The organism is Microbulbifer maximicatervae (SeqCode), from assembly GCF_052467225.1.
The window spans coordinates 426,309-448,131 of the sequence record NZ_CP174303.1; the positions used below are offsets into that span (position 1 = coordinate 426,309).

Here is a 21,823-nt window from a genome sequence, read left to right on the forward strand (position 1 = left end):
TGAAAAGCTCTTTCTTTCATATTTTATACAATTCTGTTCTACGTCAACATTCTGTGAGGACTTACATTATATCTACAATGTAAATATGAGATCCTGAAGGTAATTATTTGTTGAAAAAGTTCTATTTAATATAGATACCCACCAACCATTTAGGCACGGTTTTCAACGCTCAGACTTCGATTGCGCCCAATTCTTGTGCGTTACTTAGAAAAAGTAAAATTTTTAAACTTCTATCTTCTTTTTTATCCCCCCTAATATCTTTTTTTTACGTCTTCAATCTAGTTGGGCCCCAAGGAAGGCAGTTTTGGCCTTGAAAAAAAATAATAGTGAGCATAAGAGAGAGAAACTCAGTATGATGATGCGCCTTCGTAAACAAAAAAATTTGATTGCTCAAGCAATCCCCGCCGCAAACCCAAACGACTATTCAACCCCCTGGTACAGTGTGGCAATTGCCTGTTTGGTAATAAATACTGCATCTGTGGCAGCATTTGCCCAGGAGGGGCAAGGGGACAAGCCCAGTAACTATTCTGGTTCGGCTATTGAAGAAGTTACGGTTACCGCACAGAAAATTGAGGAAAGCATTCAGGATGTGCCTATTGCAGTCTCTGCGCTATCTGGGGATAACATGGATGCTTTAAAGATCGAAGGGGGCAATGAACTGTTGCGAGCCGTTCCCAATGTTAACTTCTCCAAAACAAACTTTAGCTCATACAATTTCTCTATTCGAGGAGTGGGAACTCAGTCAATTTCTGCCAGTAGTGATCCTGCCGTTGCAGTAAGCTTTAATAATGCTTCTTTAATCAGGAATCGTCTGTTTGAGCAGGAATTTTTTGATGTACAGCGGGTAGAAGTTCTGCGTGGCCCTCAGGGCACATTATATGGTCGTAACGCCACTGCTGGTGTGGTTAATATGTTACCAATCATGCCGGAAGATGAATTCGCCTCAGAGATTGAGGTTGAAGTGGGCAATTATAATAGTAAGCGTACCAAGGGTATGTTGAATATACCGCTGGGTGAAACCATGGCTTTCCGCTTTTCTGGAGCCATGACCAAGCGGGATGGCTTTGATTACAATACTTATACCAAGAATGATGTTAACGACCGAGATCTCTACTCCACGCGTGCCATTTTTGAATGGACTCCCAGTGATAAGTTTAATGCTAATTTGATTTGGCAACACTTTGATGAAGATGACAAGCGATCCCGCACTGGTAAGCAGCTTTGTACTACTGACCCCGGTGATGACATGGTCGGGAACACAGAGACAACAAGTCTATCAAAAGGTATGACAAGTCAGGGCTGTTTGCCTGGTTCGCTATACAGCGCAGATGCTTTTGATGCACCCAATGGAACGGGGCTCGCCTATATACTTTCAGCAGCGGGGCTGATTGACCCATACCTTTTTGGAGGTAGTTTATCAGACTGGAAAGATCCCTACAGCGGTGTAGAGCAGTCGCGAGATTTACGTGAAATATCTACTAGTTTTGACCCAGTATTTCGTGCGGAAAATGACTTGGTACAGCTGAATTTTGAATGGGCTTTATCTGATACCCTCACCTTTTACTCCCAGTCTACCTATGCTAAGGATGATTACTATTCTTCACAGGATTATAATCGGTTTACCACTGGCGCGGTCTTTAATGACCTAGCAGAAATAGGTGATCAGTGGTCATTGGGCCCCACCCCCGGAGGCATTTATACTGACCCACAACTTGGTCCTTCTGACGGTATTTTGGGAGTTGATATCAGCCGTTCCGATAATGAACAGTGGAGCCAGGAATTCCGGTTGCAGACTGCATTTGATGGGCCCTGGAATTTTTCTTTCGGTGCGAACTACCTGAATTTTGAAACCCAGGATGACTACTTTGTCTTTAATAATATGTTCACCATGATTGCTGAATATGTTTACAGCCGGGGAACAGATGAGGATGGCAATAATATTCCGATCAATTGCGTTGACCCCACCACAGATTTAGTTGGGTCAGACTGTATATATATCGACCCTAATTCCCTGGAAAATATTGATGAAATGGGACACAACTACTTCCTCAGTCGTAACTTAGTAGATACCCGTTCCTGGGCTGTATTTGGGGAGGCATATTGGCAAATCACGGACGATGTAAAACTTACCACAGGCCTCCGGTATACTGATGACGAAAAAACTACTACCCCTATATCCAGCCAGTTATTACTTGGTACGTATCATGAAGATGGTATTACTGTTCCAGGTAACAGCTCAGGTGGATATACGCATATGGGATATCCTGAAGGGGAGAAGTTTTCTCAAAGCTGGAAGGAGTATACCGGACGAGCGGTGCTGGACTGGCGAACAGATACCCCCTTTACCGATGATACAATGTTCTATGTTTCTTTTGCTCACGGTTATAAAGGAGGCGGCTCCAACCCACCACGGGCGGAGATTGACCCTGCGCGGGTTCAATATCAGCCACTAGACAACACTTTTGAGCCGGAATTCGTAAATTCCCTTGAATTCGGCACCAAGAATGTTTTGCTGGATGGCCGCCTAAACTTAAACGCAACTGCCTTCTATTACGACTATACCGACTACCAGGTTTCCCAGATTGTTGACCGTATCGCATTAAACGAAAACTTTGATGCAGAAAGTATGGGACTGGAGTTAGAGCTGGCATGGCAAATGACAGAGAGTACCAGGATGAATATGAATGTGGGTTACTTGAGAACCCGCATAGCGGAAGGGGAGGAATCCATAGATGTCATGGATCGTACCCAGGGGAATGAAGATTGGACCGTTCTGCGGCCCTCCTTACAGGTACCTTCCAACTGTATTGCCCCAGTCGAGTATGTTGAAGCTGCTATTGCTTTGGAGCCTATATTTTTCATGACACCCCTATGGGCATTATGTGCAGGCTCAAGCCAGTGGGGGTCATACTCTGATGCGATTGACGCTCCCCTAAGATATGATCAAATTTTAGCTCTTTTCGGTTACGATCTGCCCCAATATAATCCCCTAACAGATGCCCCAAATGGCGGGCGTGGTTTTTCTGCTGACCTAAGTGGCAATGAATTACCAAATGCTCCTAAGTTAACGTTTAACTTAGCAGTGGAGCATGTTATTCCCCTTTCAGATTGGGAATTAGCTTTACGTGCAGATTACTATCGACAGTCTGAGAGTTATGCGCGGGTTTATAATACCGAGTATGACCGCTTAAAAGCCTGGGATAACTTCAATGCGTCAGCGACCCTTACTCATCCGGAATCAGAATTGCAAATGCAGTTGTATGTGAAGAATATCTTTGATGATACGCCTATCACAAGCGCCTTTACCAATAGCGATGACTCCGGCCTTACCACCAATGTATTTACCCTGGATCCGCGTATTATAGGCTTTAGTCTAAATAAGCGTTTCTAATTTTTATATTTCCAGTAAGACACTAATGGTTCTATAGTGTCTTACTGGTATTTCAGACTGGCTATGCTTGAAAATACCTCCATTTCTAATTTTCTTATCACTCATATAAATCATCGATCAATCGTATAGCCGGCGGTTGGTGATTGTTTGCTAGGGCTAGCCACACACCTCCCAATTGTACTTTATTTTGGGAATACCCTAGTCTCCCTACATTGTCTTCTTATTAAGACCTAAAGTAACTTTGAGCCGAAATGCAAGTTTATACAATCTATAGACAAATAGTTTGGCAAAAACTATATATCTGTACATTTGGTAAATTATTAACGTGCCGAGTTAATGAAGCGAACGGGTCAACTAATGGCAGGCATATTAAAAAAAGAGGATGAGAAATTTTTTTGCAGATAATGATTGATATTTAGAAACAGATATCTTGGTTTTTTTATGAATATAAAAATGTGGCCAAGTAGAGTAGCCAGTACTTTCTGACTACTCTACTTTAGATATTGGGTTTTTAAAGGTTACTTATGGCACGAAAGATGCCTGGGGATTTGTGGAGATAGTACCGGTTATTTTGCAGTCGCTACCAAAACCTACGCTTGGGAGTACCGCGGCATTAAAAGTAATTTCTCCGGTTGATTGGTTAAAACTACCGGTAATATCACCAAAACAATTGCCGGTAATAGCTGCAACAGTTACATCTTTTAGGGTAACGGTATTCCCTGCATTACCTACCAATGTATAGGGCAGATTGGTAAAGCTAACTGACCCACAAAGGAAACCAGTATTCAATGACAAGCTGCCCACAGAGGCGTTACCTGCTGAATTTGTAGTAGAACTACCAGATAGACCACAAGTAAGGTTTATACCCTTAGATACTTTTATATCACCTACATTGGCCAGGCCAATGGTACCTTGGGGAGACCAGGTGTCAGCGGCTGCACCGGTGCTAACAATTGCCAGGGCGAGCGCGGTAAGGATCTTTTTCATGTTCATTATTTCCTATTTTTAGTAATTAGAATAGGTAGAAGTATGAATACGCTGGGTATTCATCCCTTACGGGTAATGCATCTACATTAATCATCGCTGGAGAAGAAAAAAATTGGGCCCACTTAAACTGCAGTAATATTCAACTTCCAAGTCCTCTTATCTCCACTCCTATAAGACGCTTTTCTCCGTCAGTTCGGAGGGATACAAATTTTGATAAACATGGTATTTGATGCCAGTTTTAGTTATATTTTTTTCGTGAGGATAAATATCGGGAGCGCTTATTAATTTTATGAATTTATAAATTACTTAATGATTTTCATTTATTCGTGAATATATTTATTTATAATAAGTAAGCCACAATCTGGGGGCGTAAAACTCTTTATCTTTGTCTGCTTATCCTTAATTTCTTGTTACTAAATTTGAATATTTTTCAAATATTGAGTTTCAAGTAATCGAAGGTTTTAAGATAAATATTTTTGTCTCCTATCGATGTTCGAAAATCAGATAGACTTCAGACGATAAAGTGGCATATAAAGTAGCGTTTTAGGAAAAGCAGAGTGCTACGGGGAGCAGCAAGCACAGAATAGGAGAAAGAGAGATTTTAGCGTATAACTCACATATCTAAATTGATGTTCAAATGATCAATTTGATTTTGTACTTCTAAAAGTTGTTCAGCTCGTTCTAGGGTTTGTCATTCCGTTTTTGCCAAAAGATTATCTCCTCACTAAAATCTATCTCTAGCTCTTATTACGCCAGTATCCCGAGATCTTGAGTGCGTTGGCTTTATTTCGCAGCTTGGGTAGTTCTTCTATTTGAGGGCCCTGTCAGTAATAAACCGCTCTTTATTTATCATACTAGGGATTTAGTCGCTGTGCCTTGCACTCAGTGCAGTATTGGGAGTTAGAAGAAATAAAGATAAGCATGGGTCGAACATGTGATTGAGGATAACGGTATTTATGGTTACCCTCTTTGCAGTTTGGAAAGAGAAGGCGGTATCGCCGCCCTACCTGATGCTGATAGCCGTCGGCTTTAGCGGAATCAAACGCTGTATTTCTAAAAATATTTAAACGCAACTGCACTATTTATACTTATGGTCTAGAACGGGATAAAGCAGTTATAAACTCACCCCTCCTCCTGCACCTCACCATAAACATGATAAATCTCTGGCACCTGGCCGCGGTCGTCCATCCGCATTCCCAGATCTCTAATCAGGCCGTCGCGAATATCGTAGATCCAGCCGTGCAGGCTGAGGCGTTGGCCTCGGTCCCAGGCGTGCTGGACTATTTTGGTCATGGCCAGGTTTTGTACCTGTGCCATCACATTTAATTCACAAAGGCGCGCTGAGCGGGATTCTTTATCGAGGGATTCCAGCTCTTGCCTGTGGCGGGCGTAGACATCCTTGATATGGCGCAGCCAATTATCCACCAAGCCACATTCGCTGTGGCCCATGGCAGCCTGTACGCCGCCACAACCGTAATGGCCACACACCACCACGTGTTCCACCTTGAGTACTTCTACGGCGTATTGCAGTACCGAGAGACAATTAAAATCTGTGTGTACCACCACGTTGGCGATATTGCGGTGAACGAACAGCTCCCCCGGTGCCATGCCCACAATCTCGTTGGCGGGCACGCGGGAATCGGAGCAGCCGATCCATAAATACTTGGGTACTTGCAGGCGGCTCAGGCGTTGGAAAAACTCCGGGTCCTGTGCCGTCCTATCTTCCGCCCAAGCGCGATTACGCGCGAACAGTTGGCGAATCTCTGCCACCTCAGTGGGCCTCCCCCGATAAGTCCAGGCCGGATATTTGCGCGGCCTGCACCATTTTTTGCAGGTAGTCGCTGGTCATTTGGCGGCGGCGTTTTTCGGTCAGGTATTCCTCGATACGCTCCGAGACATATTCGTATTCCAGTGGGCGGCCCGGTTCGCATTGCTCCACATAAATCAGGTGCACACCGTATGGAGTCTCCACGGGTTCCGCTACCAATCCGGTGCCCTGCTCGAACACTGCGCGCTCAAAGGAGGCGACGGTATCACCGCGCCCTACTTGGCCGAGGCTACCACCGGCTTCGGAGGAGGAGCAGGCTGAGTGGGATTGGGCCAAACGAGCGAAAGATTGCAGCGGATTGGAGTCGGCGCGAATCTGTTCCAGCATATTCTCGGCAGCGGTGCGAGCCTTGGCGCAGGCCTCGGAGTCATCCGGTGCGGCCGGGATCAGGATATGGCGTACTTCTGCGAGGGGATCGGAGCGGAACTTATACGGGTGGGCTTCGAAGTAAGCGCGGCACTCAGCGTCGGTTGCCGGGTTCACCTGTAGCTCGCCTTTTAATAGATCTGAGACTGCGCGATCGAAAGCCTCACTGTGCAAGTCTTCGTCGGCAGCGCAGAGACCCTGCCCTGCAGCTCGATCTCGTAACAGCCAGCCGATAACCAGAGCACGTGCGGCGCAGTAGATCGCCTGACGCGGAGAATCGGCAGGCTGGTACTGCATTTCTTGGTAGATCAGGTCGGCGGGGATTTCAGTTCCGTTAACGGCCACTACCTCGGCCATCTCAAATTCTCCGCCTGCAGCATCAGTGGCCAGTAATGTATTCATGACTCAACTCCACACTGGGCCCGCTCATGGCGGGCCATTTAATAGTTACAGGGATTAGCGCGCGGCTTTGGCGCGAACTACCTGGTAATTGCGGCGGAAGTACTGCACCGGAACACTCCATACGTGTACCAGGCGGCTGAAGGGGAACAGCAGGAACAGGGTCATGCCGAGGAAAATATGCAGCTTGTAAATGATGTTCACTCCGCTGATTGCAGCAGCTGCACCGGCACCATCTAGCGTGACAATGGACTGAGCCCAAGCCATCAGTTTGAGCATTTCAGCACCGTCCATATGGCCAGCAGATACCACAATACTGATCAGGCCGAGGATCAATTGCGCGTAGAGCATCAGCAGTATGGCCAAGTCCATTTTGGAGGTGGTGGCGCGTACGCGCTTATTGGTGAGGCGGCGTTTAACCAGAATGGTGAGACCGATAAAGCAGATTACCCCAAAGAAACCACCGATTCCCATTGCCATCATCTGCTTGGTGGAAGCTTCAATGCCGAGGAAGTGCCACACTGCCTTGGGTGTGAGTAGGCCGACAAAGTGGCCCGCGAGAATGGCGATCACCCCGATATGGAACAGGTAACTGCCGATGCGTAATTGCTTGCGCTCCAACAACTGACTGGAGCCGGTACGCCAGGTGTACTGATCCCGGTCGTAGCGGATCAGGCTACCCACCAGAAATACCGTGAGGGCGACAAAGGGATAGATGGCGAAGAGCAGCGTATTCAGATAGTTCATCTTGTTACTCCTGTGGTGCGGGCTGGGCAGAATTCTGCGCGGCGTTGGCCCAGTTAAGGGGCTGGCCGTCGCGCAGCTGCGCATTGCTGGGCCGCGTTATTGACTGGTCGCAACTGTTGGCGCCGCTAAAGCTAACGGCCTCTTCCTCCCAGATCTTGTCCAGCGCCTCGGGGGTATCGTCACGTTCTTCGTTGGCGACTTCTTCCTTGAGTGCTGTGAGATCGACATATACCCCTGCCATCTGCAAGAGCGCATCCATCAACAGGTGGTAGGGACTCTCACGCTTGGACAAGCGCGCGCTTAACAGGGCAATCACATGGGTAATATCGTGAACCCAGCCGTAGGCTGCTTCCCCCTGGGTGGCACAGAACTCCAAGTAGGTGGGCAGGTAATCCGGCAGTTCGCGCTCATTCAGCTCAAGGCCGGCACTGCGATAGCGCGCGGTCAGGTCTACCATGGCTTGGCCACGATCACGGGATTCGCCGTGGATATGCTCGAAGATATGCAGGGATACAGCGCGGCCGCGCTCAAACAGACCGTCGTATTCGCTCTGCCAATCGAGCGCATCCATACGCTCGTAATGGGAGATAAATGCCAGCAGCTTGTCGCGCAACGGAGCATCCAGATCCTCGGATTCAGCCAACCAGCTGGTCAGCTCATCCAGGTGCGCCACCAGCTCATCGGACGGGTAATCCAGCAGGCGGGCGATCAGGTTTAGTACTTTCATCGGTATTCTCCGCTCGACCTTAGTCGACTACTTTGGCGGGTATTACTTCGCGCACCGCTTGTTGCTTGCCACCGAAAATATTGGTGCTGTCGTTGCCGGTGCTACAGCCATTGCCGAAGCTGAAACCACAGGAGGACTTCATGTCGTAGGCGTTTTCGGCGTAGGCTTTATGGCTTGAGGGCACCACGAAGCGATCCTCGTAATTGGCCAAGGCCATATAGCGATACATCTCTTCTACCTGGGCTATGGTCAAGCCAGCCTCTTCCAGCAATTCGCGCTCCTGAATGCCGTCCACATGGATGCCACGCATATAGGCGCGCATCACAATCATGCGTTCCAGGGCACGGGCCACTGGCTTCTCGTCGCCGGCGGTGAGCAGGTTGGCCAGGTATTGCAGCGGGATACGCAGGGTGGAGAGATCGGGGATCTCGGCGCCGCGACCCACGGTGACAGTTTCCACTTGGCCGGCCTGTACTGCGTTCTGGATCGGAGACAGGGGTGGCACGTACCAAACCATGGGCAAGGTGCGGTATTCCGGGTGCAGCGGCAGGGCGATCTGCCAATCGATAGCCATCTTGTACACCGGGGAGTTTTGCGCAGCTTCGAGCCAGGCTTCGGGGATACCTTCGGCGCGGGCAGCTTCCTGGACCTTGGGATCGCTCGGGTCGAGGAAGATATCGCACTGGGCCTGGTAGAGCGCTTTTTCGTCTTCTACAGAAGCGGCTTCCTCGATGCGGTCTGCGTCATAGAGCAACACCCCCAGGTAGCGGATACGGCCCACACAGGTCTCGGAGCAGATGGTTGGCTGACCCGCCTCGATTCGTGGGTAACAGAAGATACACTTCTCAGATTTACCGGTTTTCCAGTTGTAGTAGATCTTCTTGTAGGGGCAGGCGGATACGCACATGCGCCAGCCGCGACATTTGTCCTGATCGATCAGAACGATGCCGTCTTCTTCGCGCTTGTAGATGGCACCGCTGGGGCACGCAGAAACACAGGCCGGGTTGAGGCAGTGTTCGCACAGGCGCGGCAGATACATCATGAAGGTGTTTTCAAATTCACCGTAAATGTCGGCCTGCACCTGCTCGAAGTTTTTGTCCTTTTTACGCTTCTCGAATTCGGTGCCGAGAATCTCTTCCCAGTTGGGGCCCCATTCGATTTTTTCCATGCGCTCGCCAGTAATCAGCGAGCGCGGGCGGGCTACCGGTTGGTGCTTCTGCTCCGGAGCCTTGTGCAGGTTCTGGTAGTCGAAGTCGAACGGCTCATAGTAGTCGTCGATCTCCGGCATATCCGGGTTGCCGAACAGGTTGGCTAGTACGCGGTGCTTGCCACCAATCTTCGGCTGCAATTTACCGTTCTTCTTGCGGGTCCAGCCGCCGTTCCATTTGTCCTGGTTCTCCCACTCTTTGGGGTAGCCAACACCGGGTTTGGTCTCGACGTTATTGAACCAGGCGTATTCAACCCCCTCGCGGGAGGTCCACACATTTTTACAGGTCACCGAGCAGGTGTGACAGCCGATACATTTATCGAGGTTCAGCACCATGCCTATCTGGGCTCTAACTTTCATTGCTACACCTCCTCTCGCGTCGGCTCTTTGACGTCTTCGCCATCCAGCCAATCGACCTTGTTCATTTTCCTGACCACCACAAATTCATCCCGGTTACAGCCCACAGTGCCGTAGTAGTTGAAGCCGTAGGACTGCTGGGCGTAGCCACCGATCATATGGGTGGGTTTCATCACCGCGCGGGTTACGGAGTTGTGGATACCGCCCCGGGTGCCGGTAGTTTCCGCTCCCGGTGTATTCACGATGCGCTCCTGGGCGTGATACATCATGGCCATACCGTCGGGCACTCGTTGAGATACCACTGCGCGGGCAGCAATGGCGCCGTTGACGTTGAAGATTTCGATCCAGTCGTTGTCTTCAATACCTGCCAACTTGGCGTCGTACTCACTCATCCAAACGATGGGTCCACCGCGAGACAGGGTGAGCATCAGCAGGTTATCGGAGTAGGTGCTGTGGATGCCCCACTTTTGGTGCGGGGTGATCCAGTTCAGCAGGATCTCCTTGTTACCGTTGGGCTTCTGGTTCAACACCGGTTGCACGGTTTTCAGGTTGATCGGCGGCTTGTACACACACATGTTCTCGCCGAAGTCACGCATCCACTCGTGATCCTGGTAGAACTGCTGGCGGCCGGTGATGGTGCGCCAGGGGATCAACTCGTGCACATTGGTGTAGCCGGCGTTGTAGCTCACATGCTCATCTTCCAGGCCAGACCAGGTGGGCGAGGAGATAATCTTGCGAGGCTGCGCCACGATATCGGCGAAGCGAATTTTTTCGTCTTCCTTGGGCTTGGCCAAATGGGTGTGATCGCGACCGGTAATCTCACCGAGGGCTTCCCAGGCCTTCACGGCTACCTGGCCGTTGGTTTCAGGGGCCAGTGACAGGATCATCTCCGCAGCATCTACCGCACTGTCGATACGAGCGCGGCCATCGCGAGCAGTTTCGTCCTTCCAAGTGCGATTGAGCTTTTTGAGGAAGTCCACCTCGTCATCAGTATTCCAGCTGATGCCCTTACCGCCGTTGCCGAGTTTTTCCAGCAATGGGCCGATAGAGGTAAAGCGGTTGTAGGTATTGGGGTAGTCGCGCTCCACCTCAATCATGCTCGGCGCGGTAACGCCGGGGATCAGGTCGCACTCGCCTTTCCACCAAGCCTGTACACCAAACGGCTGGGCGATTTCTCCGGGGGTATCATGGTGGATCGGCAGAGTCACCAGATCCTTTTCCACCCCCAGGTGGCCATCGGTCAGGTTGGAGAATTCCTTCGCTATGCCTTTGAAAATTTCCCAGTCACTTCGCGCCTCCCAGGCCGGGTCCACCGCCTTGGTGAGCGGGTGAATAAAGGGGTGCATGTCTGAGGTGTTGAGGTCGTCCTTCTCATACCAGGTGGCCGTCGGCAATACGATGTCGGAGTAAAGACAGGTGGTAGACATACGGAAGTCCAGTGTCACCAGCAGATCCACTTTGCCCTCGCTGGGGGCGTCATGCCAGGCCACGTCTTCTGGTTTTTTGCCGCCTTCTTCACCCAGGTCTTTGCCCATCAAACCGTGCTTGGTACCAAGCAGATGACGCAGCATGTACTCGTGGCCCTTACCAGAGGAGCCGAGCAGGTTGGAGCGCCAGATAAACATATTGCGCGGGAAGTTCTGCGGGTTATCCGGGTCCTGGTTGGCGAATTTGAGCGCACCGCGCTTGAGCTGCTGCACCGTGTAGTCTTTGGCAGACATACCGGCGGCGGCGGCATCTTTAGTCAGTTGCAGGGGGTTGATCCCCAGCTGCGGCGCGGAGGGCAACCAGCCCATGCGCTCGGCGCGGCTGTTGTAGTCGATGATGGAAGCCTGCCACTTGCTCTTGTCGGCCAGCGGCGAAACCACTTCATCCATCTCCAACTTCTCATAGCGCCATTGGCTGGCGTGGTTATAGAAGAAGGAGGTACCGTTCATATGGCGTGGTGGACGCTGCCAGTCGAGACCGAACGCGAGTGGGGTCCAGCCGGTCTGCGGACGCAGTTTTTCCTGCCCCACATAGTGGGCCCAACCACCGCCGCTCTGGCCGATACAACCGCACATCATCAGCATATTGATGATCCCGCGGTAGTTCATATCCATGTGGTACCAGTGGTTGAGTCCGGCACCCAGAATTACCATGGAGCGTCCACGGGTCTTGTCGGCGGTGTTGGCAAACTCACGGGCAACCTGGATGACATTCTCACGACGACAACCGGTCACCTTTTCCTGCCAGGCGGGTGTGTAGGGCTTGTCTTCGTCGTAGCTCTGAGCACAGTTGGGGTCGTCGAGGCCGTGCTCGACACCGTAGTTCGCCAGGGTCAGGTCGTAGACGCTGGCTACTTTTAGAATCTCGCCATCTTTGTTTTGAACAAGCTTCACCGGCACCTTGTAGTCGATCACTTCATCGTGTTCGGTATGCTGGAAGTAGTTGTGCTCGTGGGTCTGGCCACCGAAATAGGGGAAGGCGACCTGGGCGATTTCATCGGCGCAGTCTTTGAGGCTGAGCTTCAGCTCCAATTCTTCGCCACTGCGACCATCGCGCTGTTCAATATTCCACTTGCCACGGCCTTCTTTCGCTGAGGGCTCTCCCCAGCGATAACCCATGGAGCCCTGAGGGGAAACCAGCTGGCCATCGTGATTAACACCGATAGTTTTCCATTCCGGGTTGTTATCCTGGCCGAGGTTGTCCGCCAGGTCAGAAGCGCGCAGGAATCGGCCCTGTACCAGCTTGCTGTCGCGCTCTTCCAGGGTCACCAGCATCGGCATATCGGTGGTGGTGCGCACATACTCGGTGAAGTAGGCGCTGGGCTTGTCGACGTGGAATTCTTTCAGGATCACATGGCCAAAGGCCATCGCCAGGGCCGCATCGGTACCCTGGCGCGGTGCCAGCCAGGTGTCGCCAAACTTGGAGCACTCTGAGTAATCAGGGGTGACCACACAGGTTTTGGCGCCCTTGTAACGCACTTCACTGAGGAAATGCGCATCCGGAGTACGGGTTTGAGGCACATTGGAGCCCCATACGATCAGGTAGTTGGAGTTGTACCAGTCGGCGGACTCCGGCACGTCGGTTTGCTCACCCCAGACCTGCGGTGAGGCGGGCGGCAGGTCACAATACCAATCGTAGAAACTCAGACAGTTGCCGCCGATCAGAGACAGATAACGAGCACCAGCGGCGTAGGAAACCATGGACATGGCGGGAATCGGCGAGAAGCCGGTCACCCGGTCGGGACCGTATTTCTTGGTGGTGTAGACGTTGGAAGCGGCAATCAGCTCGTTAACTTCATCCCACTTGATCCGCACAAAGCCGCCCATACCGCGACGCTCTTTGTAGGACTGCGCCTTGGCCGGGTCTTCGACAATACTGGCCCAGGCCTCCACCGGATCACTGTGTCTCAACTTGGCTTCGCGCCAGAGTTTTACCAGACGTTTGCGGATTTTCGGGTACTTGAGGCGGTTAGCCGAGTACATATACCAGGAGTAGCTGGCACCACGGGGGCAGCCACGAGGCTCGTGGTTGGGCAGGTCCGGGCGGGTGCGCGGGTAGTCGGTCTGCTGGGTTTCCCATGTGACCAGGCCGTCTTTGACGTAGATCTTCCAGCTGCAAGAGCCGGTACAGTTCACCCCGTGGGTGGAGCGCACAATCTTGTCGAACTGCCAGCGACGACGGTAGCCATCTTCCCAGCTGCGGTCGTCATTCGTCTTTTCCCCGTGTCCTCCGGAAAAGGGCTCTTTTTGTTTCTTCAGATATTTCAGTCGGTCCAGGAAATGGCTCATGCGGTACTCCCAGGGCATCGGCATGCGGTTAAAGCATCGGTTTAACGGGAATATAAAAGGGAGGGACGGCAGGATCACCTGACCAAAAAGGGGTAGAAAAGGGACGAAATACCCCCGAATAGGTAGGGAAACGGCATCAGTGGGCCGTTATGGTGGAGCCCTATCCCAGCAATAACAGGGCCTCTGTGTAAAAAACAGGCGCCAGGTTAAATTATGTGCAAAACTGGCGATCTTTAGTGGTACCCACAACTTTGTGCGCCAATGGACGGCACAATAGAGATCAGCCATCCACAACCGCCCCAGGGCGAAGTGAATCCGATATGCTGAACCGAATTCGACAGTCCATCGTCTACCGCATCGGCACCCTGATGCTGCTCACTGTGCTGGTAGCACTGAGCTCTATGGTGGCGTCCTATATTATCTCCGATGCCGCCGAAAACGATGCCGCCGCCGTTAACCTGGCCGGCTCATTGCGGGCTATGAGCTACCGACTTGCGGCCACCGCACCCTCCGGGGATGTCGAAACCACAGCTGAGTTGGCAGACGAGGTGACCGCACGCCTGACCCGGGTACTCAGCATTTCCGACTTCACCGCCAGCGATAACCTGCCCGCAGCGCGCAATTACCGCAAGGTAATCGAAAGCTGGGAGGGAGAAATCCGCCCACTGCTGGAGTCCATTGCCGCCGGGCGGACTTCTATGGACTCCTTGCAGTTAGCTAATCGTCTGGAGCCCTTTATCGGTGATGTGGATACATTGGTGTTCGATTATCAGACCATCGCCGAGGAAAAAATAAGCCTGCTGCGTTTGGTGCAGGTGGGGTCACTATTTGCCATTGTGACCCTGGTTTATCTCTCTTTGTGCATTCTTCACCGCTCTGTGGAGCAGCCTCTCAAGCAGCTGACCAACCGCTCCCTGAGCATCGCCCAGGGAGACTTCAACCAAAACCGCCTGGAGATTAACAGCGAGGACGAGCTGGGGGTTTTAGCGCGCACCATTAATTATATGAGCGATGAAATTCACGCGACTCACCGGGATCTTGCCCATCGCGTGGAGTTGAAAACCTCACAGTTACAGAAGAGCCATGAGGCATTGGACTTCCAGTACCGCTTGGCTCGACGGATCAGCGAAGGGCCGCTCTCAGGAGCGGAATTGGGCCAGTGGCTGGGAGAGTTCGCCAATGTCGCCAGCTTGAATAACCTCGACCTATGTTTGATGACACCGGAGGGGGAGGCGCCCTATGAACATTTGGTTCAAGGACTCGGTAATGCCCAGTGCACAGGCAGTGAATGCCATATCTGCGTAAACACCTGCGGCCCCTCTGATGAAGACCAACAGCGCGTGTACCGATTCCCACTGGAAGTGGACAAACGCAATTACGGTGTACTCACCTGCACCCTACCCCGAGGTGAGAGCCTTGATGAAGAACAGCAGCAACGCTTGGCTACCTTTGCCGACAGTGTCACTGCGGCCATCGCCATTAATGAGCGAGAGGCTCAGGAGCGCCGTGTTGCCCTACTGGACGAGCGCGCGATCATCGCCCGGGAGCTACACGATTCCCTGGCCCAATCCCTGTCCTATCTGAAAATTCAGGTTACCCGACTCAACCGCGCCAATCGCAGTGAGCAGGTGGACAAGTCCAAAGTAGAAGAGATTATTACCGAACTGAAAGAGGGTCTGGATTCCTCTTACCGCCAGCTGCGCGAACTGCTCACCACCTTCCGGCTGCAAATAGGTCCCGGCGGCCTGCGCAGTATCCTGGAACAATCTATCCTCGCTTACCGCGAGCAGCACCCGCAGATTAACGTCCTCCTGGATTACCATCTGGACGAAGTACCCCTCACTCCCCACGAGGAAATTCACCTGCTACAACTGGTGCGCGAAGCCTCGCAAAATGCTGTGTACCACTCCCAGGGCGATATGGTTCAGATCAGCCTGACCCAGGCCGACAACCACTCCCTCAATGTACGCATCCTCGACAACGGCATCGGTATCAGCAACGCGCCGGAGAAACGCAATCACTTCGGTATGTCGATCATGCAAGAGCGCGCCAGCAACCTGAATGGCAATCTGAATATCCGCCGCCGCGACGAAGGGGGCACCGAAGTGCGTTTCAACTTTATTCCCCTCTACGCCCGCGAGCGGGAATTGGTGTGGAAAGACGTGGGGTGATAACTCTCTACCTTTATGAAAGGTCACTTGGGGCGAGCACATAATTGCCGCCCCTACCATTCGAAATCCGCCAGTATTTTTATTACTAAAAAGGGAGAAGGAGAGAATACACCGCGCTCGGGACCCTATGAGGCATGGATGCCGATTAGGAGGTTACAGGGATGTATTCACTGCGTGTCTCGAGTGCGGTGTATTCTTTCCTTCCACCCCAGTAGTAACTATCTTCATCGACCTTATTACCTATCCAAGCGCTCTTCCATCCTGAAGCTCCTCCAACACCCAAGTAGCTATCGTCAAAAATTCTGACTCTTAAATTGACCCCCAAGGGCTAACCGCGAGCCCATATGCTACAAGTACTTATCGCTAGCCTATCCCGTGATTCACACCAATTACATTGGTGAATATCAGCCTCCTCGATGGCCTGGCATCCAACCATTCCATCAAGCAATAACTATATCGATTTAATAGAGAGGAGAGGTTTATGAAACTGAGTTCATTGCCCAGAGCCACTTTCTTAATGTTGACAGTATTTCTGCTGGCTTATTCTGCATTCACGGTTTCCGATAGCCATAACAAAAAGGAGAAAGATCCATCAGCTGCCAAGCATGGAGCTGGTGGTGAGAAAGCCTGGTCCAAAGCGGGCAATGACAAGATGTTCACCATCTTTAAATCTGACTTAACTACCGCTAATGAAAATATGCTCGGCAAGAAGGTGAATCCGCAAACCCCCAAAGATGCCGATGGCTTCTTTATTGGCGCCTACGACAAACAGTCACATATGCTGCACTTTATGGTGGGCTACAGCGATCTATCAAAGGGCGGGGTGGCAATGTCGCACTTCCATATGCAATGTGCAGGCGATGGCAAAGAGCCTCCTATTTGCAAGCCGGGTAAACCCAGTGGCCCAATTATTCAAACTATCTGCGGAATGCCCAATCACCCGGGTATGGTCCCGGACTGGCCCGAGACTAAAACTGACAAGGGCAAGCACGGCTTGGCAAAAAAATGTGCTGAAGGCACCAGTGGATATATCATGGGCAAGTGGATGGTGGAGGAGCCCTATCGCAAGGCGCTAATGGATGGGAAGGTCTTTGTTAACTTGCATACCCAGCTGGACCCCAAAGGTGAGGTTTCCGGCCTGCTAACAATGGATAAGTAGATTGCAAATTTACTGCTGAGACAAGAAAAAGCTGGGCTTCCTTATTTATGGAACCCAGCTTTTTTATATCTACCTGAAAATTGTTAATTAACAAAAATCAGAATTTTGCTGTAAGCATCAACCAGAGCTTATCGGTATCCTCACTGTAGTCATCTGCATCGTAAGCGGCGTATTTTATTAACGCTGAGAAATATTCATTAAACTCATGACCATAACTGATATTCCATTCAGTCCCGTAATCTGCTGAACCTTCATTGGCCTCAAAACTGTGGTAAGTAATTCCCAAATCTCCCCCGGAAAGCGCCAGGCTGGCACCGAGATATAAATCTTCAACACCATCTGCTGGAGTTTCAATGAACCTATCTGTGTAGCCTTGGAATTTGTGTAGTGTCGCCAGTGGTGTGCTAAAACCCACACCGTCGTCAGAACCCAGAACTTCATAACCCAATTTGCCTTTTACTGGCCCTAATGGAGCGGCAACTTCAGCAAGGTAATAGTCGGCTGCAAAATTACTGGGATTATTGCCGATATCCTCCTGGCGGGCATAACTCAGCTGAGTTTCAAACAGGCCAAAATCTCCCCGGTAAGCGGCACCGAAAGTACGGGATGAGAAGCTCTCAGCGTTATCCAGGTCCAAGTTGTAGAAGAAGGCAGTTAACTTATGCGCTTCTACCAATGGATAGCTGGCATGAAACAGTTGAATATCCCCATCCAGGTCCGATAAGTCACTGTCTTCACCAAAAATACGGTTTACGTTGTAGATATAGCTGTAATCCAGCTGTAACTCTCCTTCCCCGCCAAATTGGTAACGCAGGCCGTCATACGTCTGTTCATTCTGGCGCCAACCCACGCCACCGATAAAGCGCTGATCATCCAGGTTAATTCGCTGTCGACCAGCAATCACCATAGAGTTAAAACCACTGTACTTTAAGTAAGCTTGATTAACCTCTGTGCCCTGGGGGTCGGCAACCACGGGGTGCTCGGTATTGCCATTCACGGTGGAATTGTAATTGTCGTTGCCAATTTCACTAATGTTATCCACTTCAAAAAACGCATCAAAACCACGGTAACTGCCACTGGTCCAATTCAGGCGGGTTCTCAAGGTTGAGGCGATAGCAACATCGTCCATATTGTCCTGATCAACATTTTCTATCCGGTAGCGAAGATTTACCCCCGCCTGCCCTGAAGTCAGGGCATCAGTGAGTGTGGCGCTTTCATTCTCTGCTGCAATTCCCTGAGAGCCGGAAATGCCAAGGATGATGGCCGCGATTACGGTGGATAATTTCTGTTGTTTCATTCGCCGTTCCTTTGCAAAAATATTTTGGGTGGAAGGCAACTGCACAAATATGATCGAAACTATTACCGATCACAGCAGTTATCCCTGTGCGAGTGAATTATGCAGGCGGAGTACCCAGCGATTTATTGATGTATATCAGATTGATGCCTCGCTTTTAGAAAGATTCACCGGAGGTTTATGAATAAAAATTTCTTACGGGAAAGAATATTGATTAAGCGCATTTGAAAACACAAAGCTGGCGGCTACTAACAAAAAACGTAATAGCTTTCATATTTACCAGAAAAATTAATGGGCTTAAAAAACTTGTGAAAGTAATGCCAGCTGCTAAAAGTTATATTCAAATTCGCTCCAGCAATGAAAACAAAAGGGAAAGACAATCATGCCTGACTACACCACCTCTTTCTTAAGCCCTGTGACTCAGGAAGAAGCTTACCGGGCAGTTGCTGAAAAGATGTCCCAATGGTGGACGCCAACTAGCGGCCCTTTCCTGGCGGTGGGCGATACCGCCAAGACCGGATTTGGTGGCGAGTCCTACTGGGTGTTTCGCGCCAAAGCTTTGGTACCGCAGAAGTTAATCGAACTTGAGTGTATAGAGTCTAATATGGTTTCTGAGCAGGTTGATGATCCCCAAGAATGGCAAGGCAGTACTCTTCGCTTTGAATTTGCTAACGAACCCGGTGGTACCCGCCTCACCTTTACCCATATCGGTCTCTCACCGGAGATGAAATGCTGGAAGATGTGCAAAAGCGGATGGGATTACTATTTGCCAGGAAGCCTTCAGAATTACCTCAAAGATGGGACTGGCAAACCAAATAGCTATTAGTGAGATAGGAGGACCCCGCAGGTGCGGGGAACAAAAGGTGTGAAAACAGGGCTTTTAATCGCCTTCCGGTTTACCGCTGCATCTACAGAGAACACTAAAACTCTAACCTATTGTTTTTAAACAATTTTTCGACGGCTTTGGCAATATCTCAGGGCTGGGGCAACCCGGCCCCTTGTACCTAACATCGGGCTTTCTTTTCTCTTAGCAGTTCTCAACCACTACTCGCCACTGATCCTCTCCCACTTGGTTCACATCGATGGTCACTCCTGTTATCTGACGCACGACTTCGATATTGGTCAAGAGGTGGAGGCTCGGCTTCAGGGTAGTAAAGCTTCCACCGGCACCCAGCACCAATGGGAGTATCAATTGGTCGGCCAAGTGTTCGCCCACAGGTACACCGGCGTGCATATAGCGTTGCATCTGCCGAATCGCGCGATCGGCAACTCGCTCAGCGCTAACACCTTGCTGCCCCATAGCCTCGAACACCTCAGTCACTTGCTGGGATTGCAGACGCAGGGACAGCACATTACCAGGCCCTTGGGACTTCACCTGCCTTTGATGCAGACGCTCCGATCGCCATTCGCACTTCTTGCGCACCTGCGCTAATTCCCGCTGGGCTACATGGGCGGGAATATGGGCAAAGGTAGCCACTGCTTCGCGATCCAGAAGTTCGCCGCGTTCCGTCAGCTCCAGTTTTGACCACTGAGATAGCGGCTGGATACGTGTGCGCCATAAGCCACCTCCGGCAGGATAGAAACCATAATCATCCAGGGCCACTTCCACACCGGCGCCCATACGAGCCAACAGGGGCAAATATGCCTGGGCTATGAAATCAAAGCTGGGAGCCTTTTTATTGTGAGTGCCGCCTTCAAGACACAGCTCACTGACACTATCGGCCAATAACAGCGGTAGCAACACGGTTTGAAACACCAAACTGGTACTACCGGCCGAACCAATAGGAAAGTGGTATTTACCAGGACGCACTTTTCCCGGTGCAAAAGTAATTTCCGAAGCACCCAATTGTTCGCCGCTGACTTCGGCATGGCTAATCGCTTTGGCTGCTCGCAAGCAGGCTAGGTGCTGACGCAACAAACCGGGTTTTATACGACCTGCTCGAATATTCTTAATTCGAACCGGTACTCCCAAACAAACAGACAAGGTGAGGGAAGTCCGCAAAATCTGTCCGCCGCCCTCCCCCTGGGCGCCGTCTATCTCAATCACTGTTTAATTCCTTAAAATTTACAACTTTTTTGGTGAATGGCGCTTTTAAGCCGTAGGGCGTAACTTCACCAACTCATTCATCACCCCATCGAGACCACCATATACGGAAATTTTATCGATGCGGGTACTGACTCTCTCCAGAGCTTCCAGTTCTTTCAAGCGCAACAGTACCGGGTTGTTATCCATCAGCTTGGCGGTATTGTGCAGAGATCGCATAGCTTGGGTTTCTTCTCGGCGCTTGATCAGGTTTGCCTCTGATTCTTTCTGTGCTTCTACAACCTGATTAAGGATCATTTTCATATCTCCGGGCAAAATAATATCCTTGACTCCGACACTAGTAAGCTCGATACCATATTTCGCCAGTTTGTCACGGATGCCAGTCGCAATCACAATATTCAGCCTGTCCTTATCGGCCAGAAGGCTATCCAGGGTTTGGGTACCCACGGCCTCGCGCAAGTGCAGCTGCAATTCGCGATAAATAAAGCCTGTACTATCGCTGAGCTTTAGCGCCACCTTTTTTGCATCAGTAATTTTGTAAGCGCCGGTTAAATTGACACGCAGGCTGACCCTATCCTTGGTCAGAATTTCCTGGCCACTGACTTCGATGGTTTTCAACCGCAAGTCCAATACCTTGACCTCGATAGAGCGGTTGTATTTCCAGTAGCCATAACAGCCGGGCTGTAACACCTTTTCCAACTTACCGTTGACCATTAACAGGCCCACGTGCTCATCGGGAATCTCGTTGTAGCTTACCGCCTGAAGGGCGGTGCGCATTTGTCCAGCACGTACACCTCGCCCCAGTAAGCCCAGGACTTTTTTATCGATGGCGTATTCCTCAGAAATGTCCACGATTTCCACCCGCACGGATTCACCGCCCTTCCACACAGCACGAAAAGTACCCGGTGGCAAAATATCGACCAGGTGATTATCCCGGTAAAACAATCCCACCTGATGGTCTGACAATTCATAGGATTGCAGGTATTCACCAAGGACCTCACCATAGGTGTTTAACAAAAATTTGGCTTTGATTTCACCGAATACCACATCGGTAATATCATAAGTTTCTGCCCGTACATCACCGGACAATAGGGATATACGATGGCTGCCAGGTGGCAGCACCCCTTCAAAACGGTTGCGGCGAAATAGCAACACTCGCTCGCTATCCGCAACATCCACGTTCTTCCATATTTTGAACAGAGATATCATGGTTCTTATCTTTTATTCCATTTCCATACTGCGCTACCCCATTGGGCCGCAAGGGTGGGGCCCGTCCAGCGAAAGGTGGTAAACCGTTTGTGCCGAGCGGGGCCCAGCGGCAGAGGACTTACGATTTCCCCCACATGGCTCCCCCTGAGCCTGCAGCCAAT

General features: G+C 50.8%; 14 protein-coding genes. 4 read left to right on the top strand and 10 right to left on the bottom strand.

The features are described from left to right. Nucleotides 1–304 precede the first annotated feature (304 nt). Entirely contained in the window at nt 305–3,391 is a 3,087-nt protein-coding gene (locus ACJJIZ_RS01815) for a TonB-dependent receptor (RefSeq protein ID WP_444915041.1), read from the top strand. 522 nt (nt 3,392–3,913) lie between these two features. Here the strand turns inward: ACJJIZ_RS01815 and ACJJIZ_RS01820 are convergent. From ACJJIZ_RS01820 to ACJJIZ_RS01850, 7 genes are all read right to left on the bottom strand, one after another. Next, nucleotides 3,914–4,378 carry a PraA/PraB family alkane oxidation protein activator gene (locus tag ACJJIZ_RS01820; RefSeq protein ID WP_413663995.1) on the bottom strand — a complete coding sequence of 155 codons (465 nt, stop codon included), beginning with the start codon at nt 4,376–4,378 and terminating at the stop codon, nt 3,914–3,916. 1,122 nt (nt 4,379–5,500) lie between these two features. Then, entirely contained in the window at nt 5,501–6,148 is a 648-nt protein-coding gene (gene can, locus ACJJIZ_RS01825) for a carbonate dehydratase (protein WP_282930420.1), read from the bottom strand. Between the two features lies 1 nt (nt 6,149). Continuing rightward, the gene (locus ACJJIZ_RS01830; protein ID WP_282930421.1) at nt 6,150–6,974 is read right to left on the bottom strand and encodes a peptidylprolyl isomerase; all 825 of its coding nucleotides are present in this window, start codon (nt 6,972–6,974) and stop codon (nt 6,150–6,152) included. A 54-nt stretch (nt 6,975–7,028) separates the two neighbouring features. Continuing rightward, nucleotides 7,029–7,718 (bottom strand): respiratory nitrate reductase subunit gamma, encoded by a 690-nt coding sequence (narI, locus tag ACJJIZ_RS01835; protein ID WP_282930422.1) that lies wholly within the window; start codon nt 7,716–7,718, stop codon nt 7,029–7,031. Between the two features lie 4 nt (nt 7,719–7,722). Beyond that, nucleotides 7,723–8,445 (bottom strand): nitrate reductase molybdenum cofactor assembly chaperone, encoded by a 723-nt coding sequence (gene narJ, locus ACJJIZ_RS01840; RefSeq protein WP_444906695.1) that lies wholly within the window; start codon nt 8,443–8,445, stop codon nt 7,723–7,725. A 19-nt stretch (nt 8,446–8,464) separates the two neighbouring features. Then, entirely contained in the window at nt 8,465–10,012 is a 1,548-nt protein-coding gene (gene narH, locus ACJJIZ_RS01845) for a nitrate reductase subunit beta (protein ID WP_444915042.1), read from the bottom strand. A gap of 2 nt (nt 10,013–10,014) precedes the next feature. Next, nucleotides 10,015–13,809 carry a nitrate reductase subunit alpha gene (locus ACJJIZ_RS01850; RefSeq protein ID WP_444915043.1) on the bottom strand — a complete coding sequence of 1,265 codons (3,795 nt, stop codon included), beginning with the start codon at nt 13,807–13,809 and terminating at the stop codon, nt 10,015–10,017. A 296-nt stretch (nt 13,810–14,105) separates the two neighbouring features. Between ACJJIZ_RS01850 and ACJJIZ_RS01855 the strand changes: the two genes are divergently transcribed. After that, entirely contained in the window at nt 14,106–15,956 is a 1,851-nt protein-coding gene (locus ACJJIZ_RS01855; RefSeq protein ID WP_444915044.1) for a histidine kinase, read from the top strand. A 481-nt stretch (nt 15,957–16,437) separates the two neighbouring features. After that, entirely contained in the window at nt 16,438–17,115 is a 678-nt protein-coding gene (locus tag ACJJIZ_RS01860; protein WP_444895521.1) for a CHRD domain-containing protein, read from the top strand. Between the two features lie 97 nt (nt 17,116–17,212). Here the strand turns inward: ACJJIZ_RS01860 and ACJJIZ_RS01865 are convergent, their stop codons facing one another. Beyond that, nucleotides 17,213–18,412, bottom strand: a complete 1,200-nt coding sequence (locus tag ACJJIZ_RS01865) for an alginate export family protein (protein ID WP_444915045.1) — start codon at nt 18,410–18,412, stop codon at nt 17,213–17,215. A gap of 379 nt (nt 18,413–18,791) precedes the next feature. Between ACJJIZ_RS01865 and ACJJIZ_RS01870 the strand changes: the two genes are divergently transcribed. Continuing rightward, nucleotides 18,792–19,235 carry an SRPBCC family protein gene (locus ACJJIZ_RS01870; RefSeq protein ID WP_444915046.1) on the top strand — a complete coding sequence of 148 codons (444 nt, stop codon included), beginning with the start codon at nt 18,792–18,794 and terminating at the stop codon, nt 19,233–19,235. 201 nt (nt 19,236–19,436) lie between these two features. Here ACJJIZ_RS01870 and rtcA read toward each other — a convergent pair whose 3' ends face one another. Both rtcA and ACJJIZ_RS01880 read right to left on the bottom strand, forming a co-directional pair. Continuing rightward, entirely contained in the window at nt 19,437–20,456 is a 1,020-nt protein-coding gene (rtcA, locus tag ACJJIZ_RS01875) for an RNA 3'-terminal phosphate cyclase (RefSeq protein ID WP_444915047.1), read from the bottom strand. Between the two features lie 45 nt (nt 20,457–20,501). Next, on the bottom strand, nt 20,502–21,662 hold the full coding sequence (locus tag ACJJIZ_RS01880) for a slipin family protein (RefSeq protein ID WP_444915048.1): 1,161 nt from the start codon (nt 21,660–21,662) through the stop codon (nt 20,502–20,504). Nucleotides 21,663–21,823 lie beyond the last annotated feature (161 nt).

What these genes read in the sequence shown, in the direction of transcription:
- ACJJIZ_RS01820 (WP_413663995.1), bottom strand. Translation starts at nt 4,378, where the DNA reads ATGAAAAAGATCCTTACCGCGCTCGCCCTGGCAATTGTTAGCACCGGT.
- ACJJIZ_RS01830 (WP_282930421.1), bottom strand. Translation starts at nt 6,974, where the DNA reads ATGAATACATTACTGGCCACTGATGCTGCAGGCGGAGAATTTGAGATG.
- narI (WP_282930422.1), bottom strand. Translation starts at nt 7,718, where the DNA reads ATGAACTATCTGAATACGCTGCTCTTCGCCATCTATCCCTTTGTCGCC.
- narJ (WP_444906695.1), bottom strand. Translation starts at nt 8,445, where the DNA reads ATGAAAGTACTAAACCTGATCGCCCGCCTGCTGGATTACCCGTCCGAT.
- narH (WP_444915042.1), bottom strand. Translation starts at nt 10,012, where the DNA reads ATGAAAGTTAGAGCCCAGATAGGCATGGTGCTGAACCTCGATAAATGT.
- ACJJIZ_RS01850 (WP_444915043.1), bottom strand. Translation starts at nt 13,809, where the DNA reads ATGCCGATGCCCTGGGAGTACCGCATGAGCCATTTCCTGGACCGACTG.
- ACJJIZ_RS01855 (WP_444915044.1), top strand. Translation starts at nt 14,106, where the DNA reads ATGCTGAACCGAATTCGACAGTCCATCGTCTACCGCATCGGCACCCTG.
- ACJJIZ_RS01860 (WP_444895521.1), top strand. Translation starts at nt 16,438, where the DNA reads ATGAAACTGAGTTCATTGCCCAGAGCCACTTTCTTAATGTTGACAGTA.
- ACJJIZ_RS01865 (WP_444915045.1), bottom strand. Translation starts at nt 18,412, where the DNA reads ATGAAACAACAGAAATTATCCACCGTAATCGCGGCCATCATCCTTGGC.
- ACJJIZ_RS01870 (WP_444915046.1), top strand. Translation starts at nt 18,792, where the DNA reads ATGCCTGACTACACCACCTCTTTCTTAAGCCCTGTGACTCAGGAAGAA.
- ACJJIZ_RS01880 (WP_444915048.1), bottom strand. Translation starts at nt 21,662, where the DNA reads ATGATATCTCTGTTCAAAATATGGAAGAACGTGGATGTTGCGGATAGC.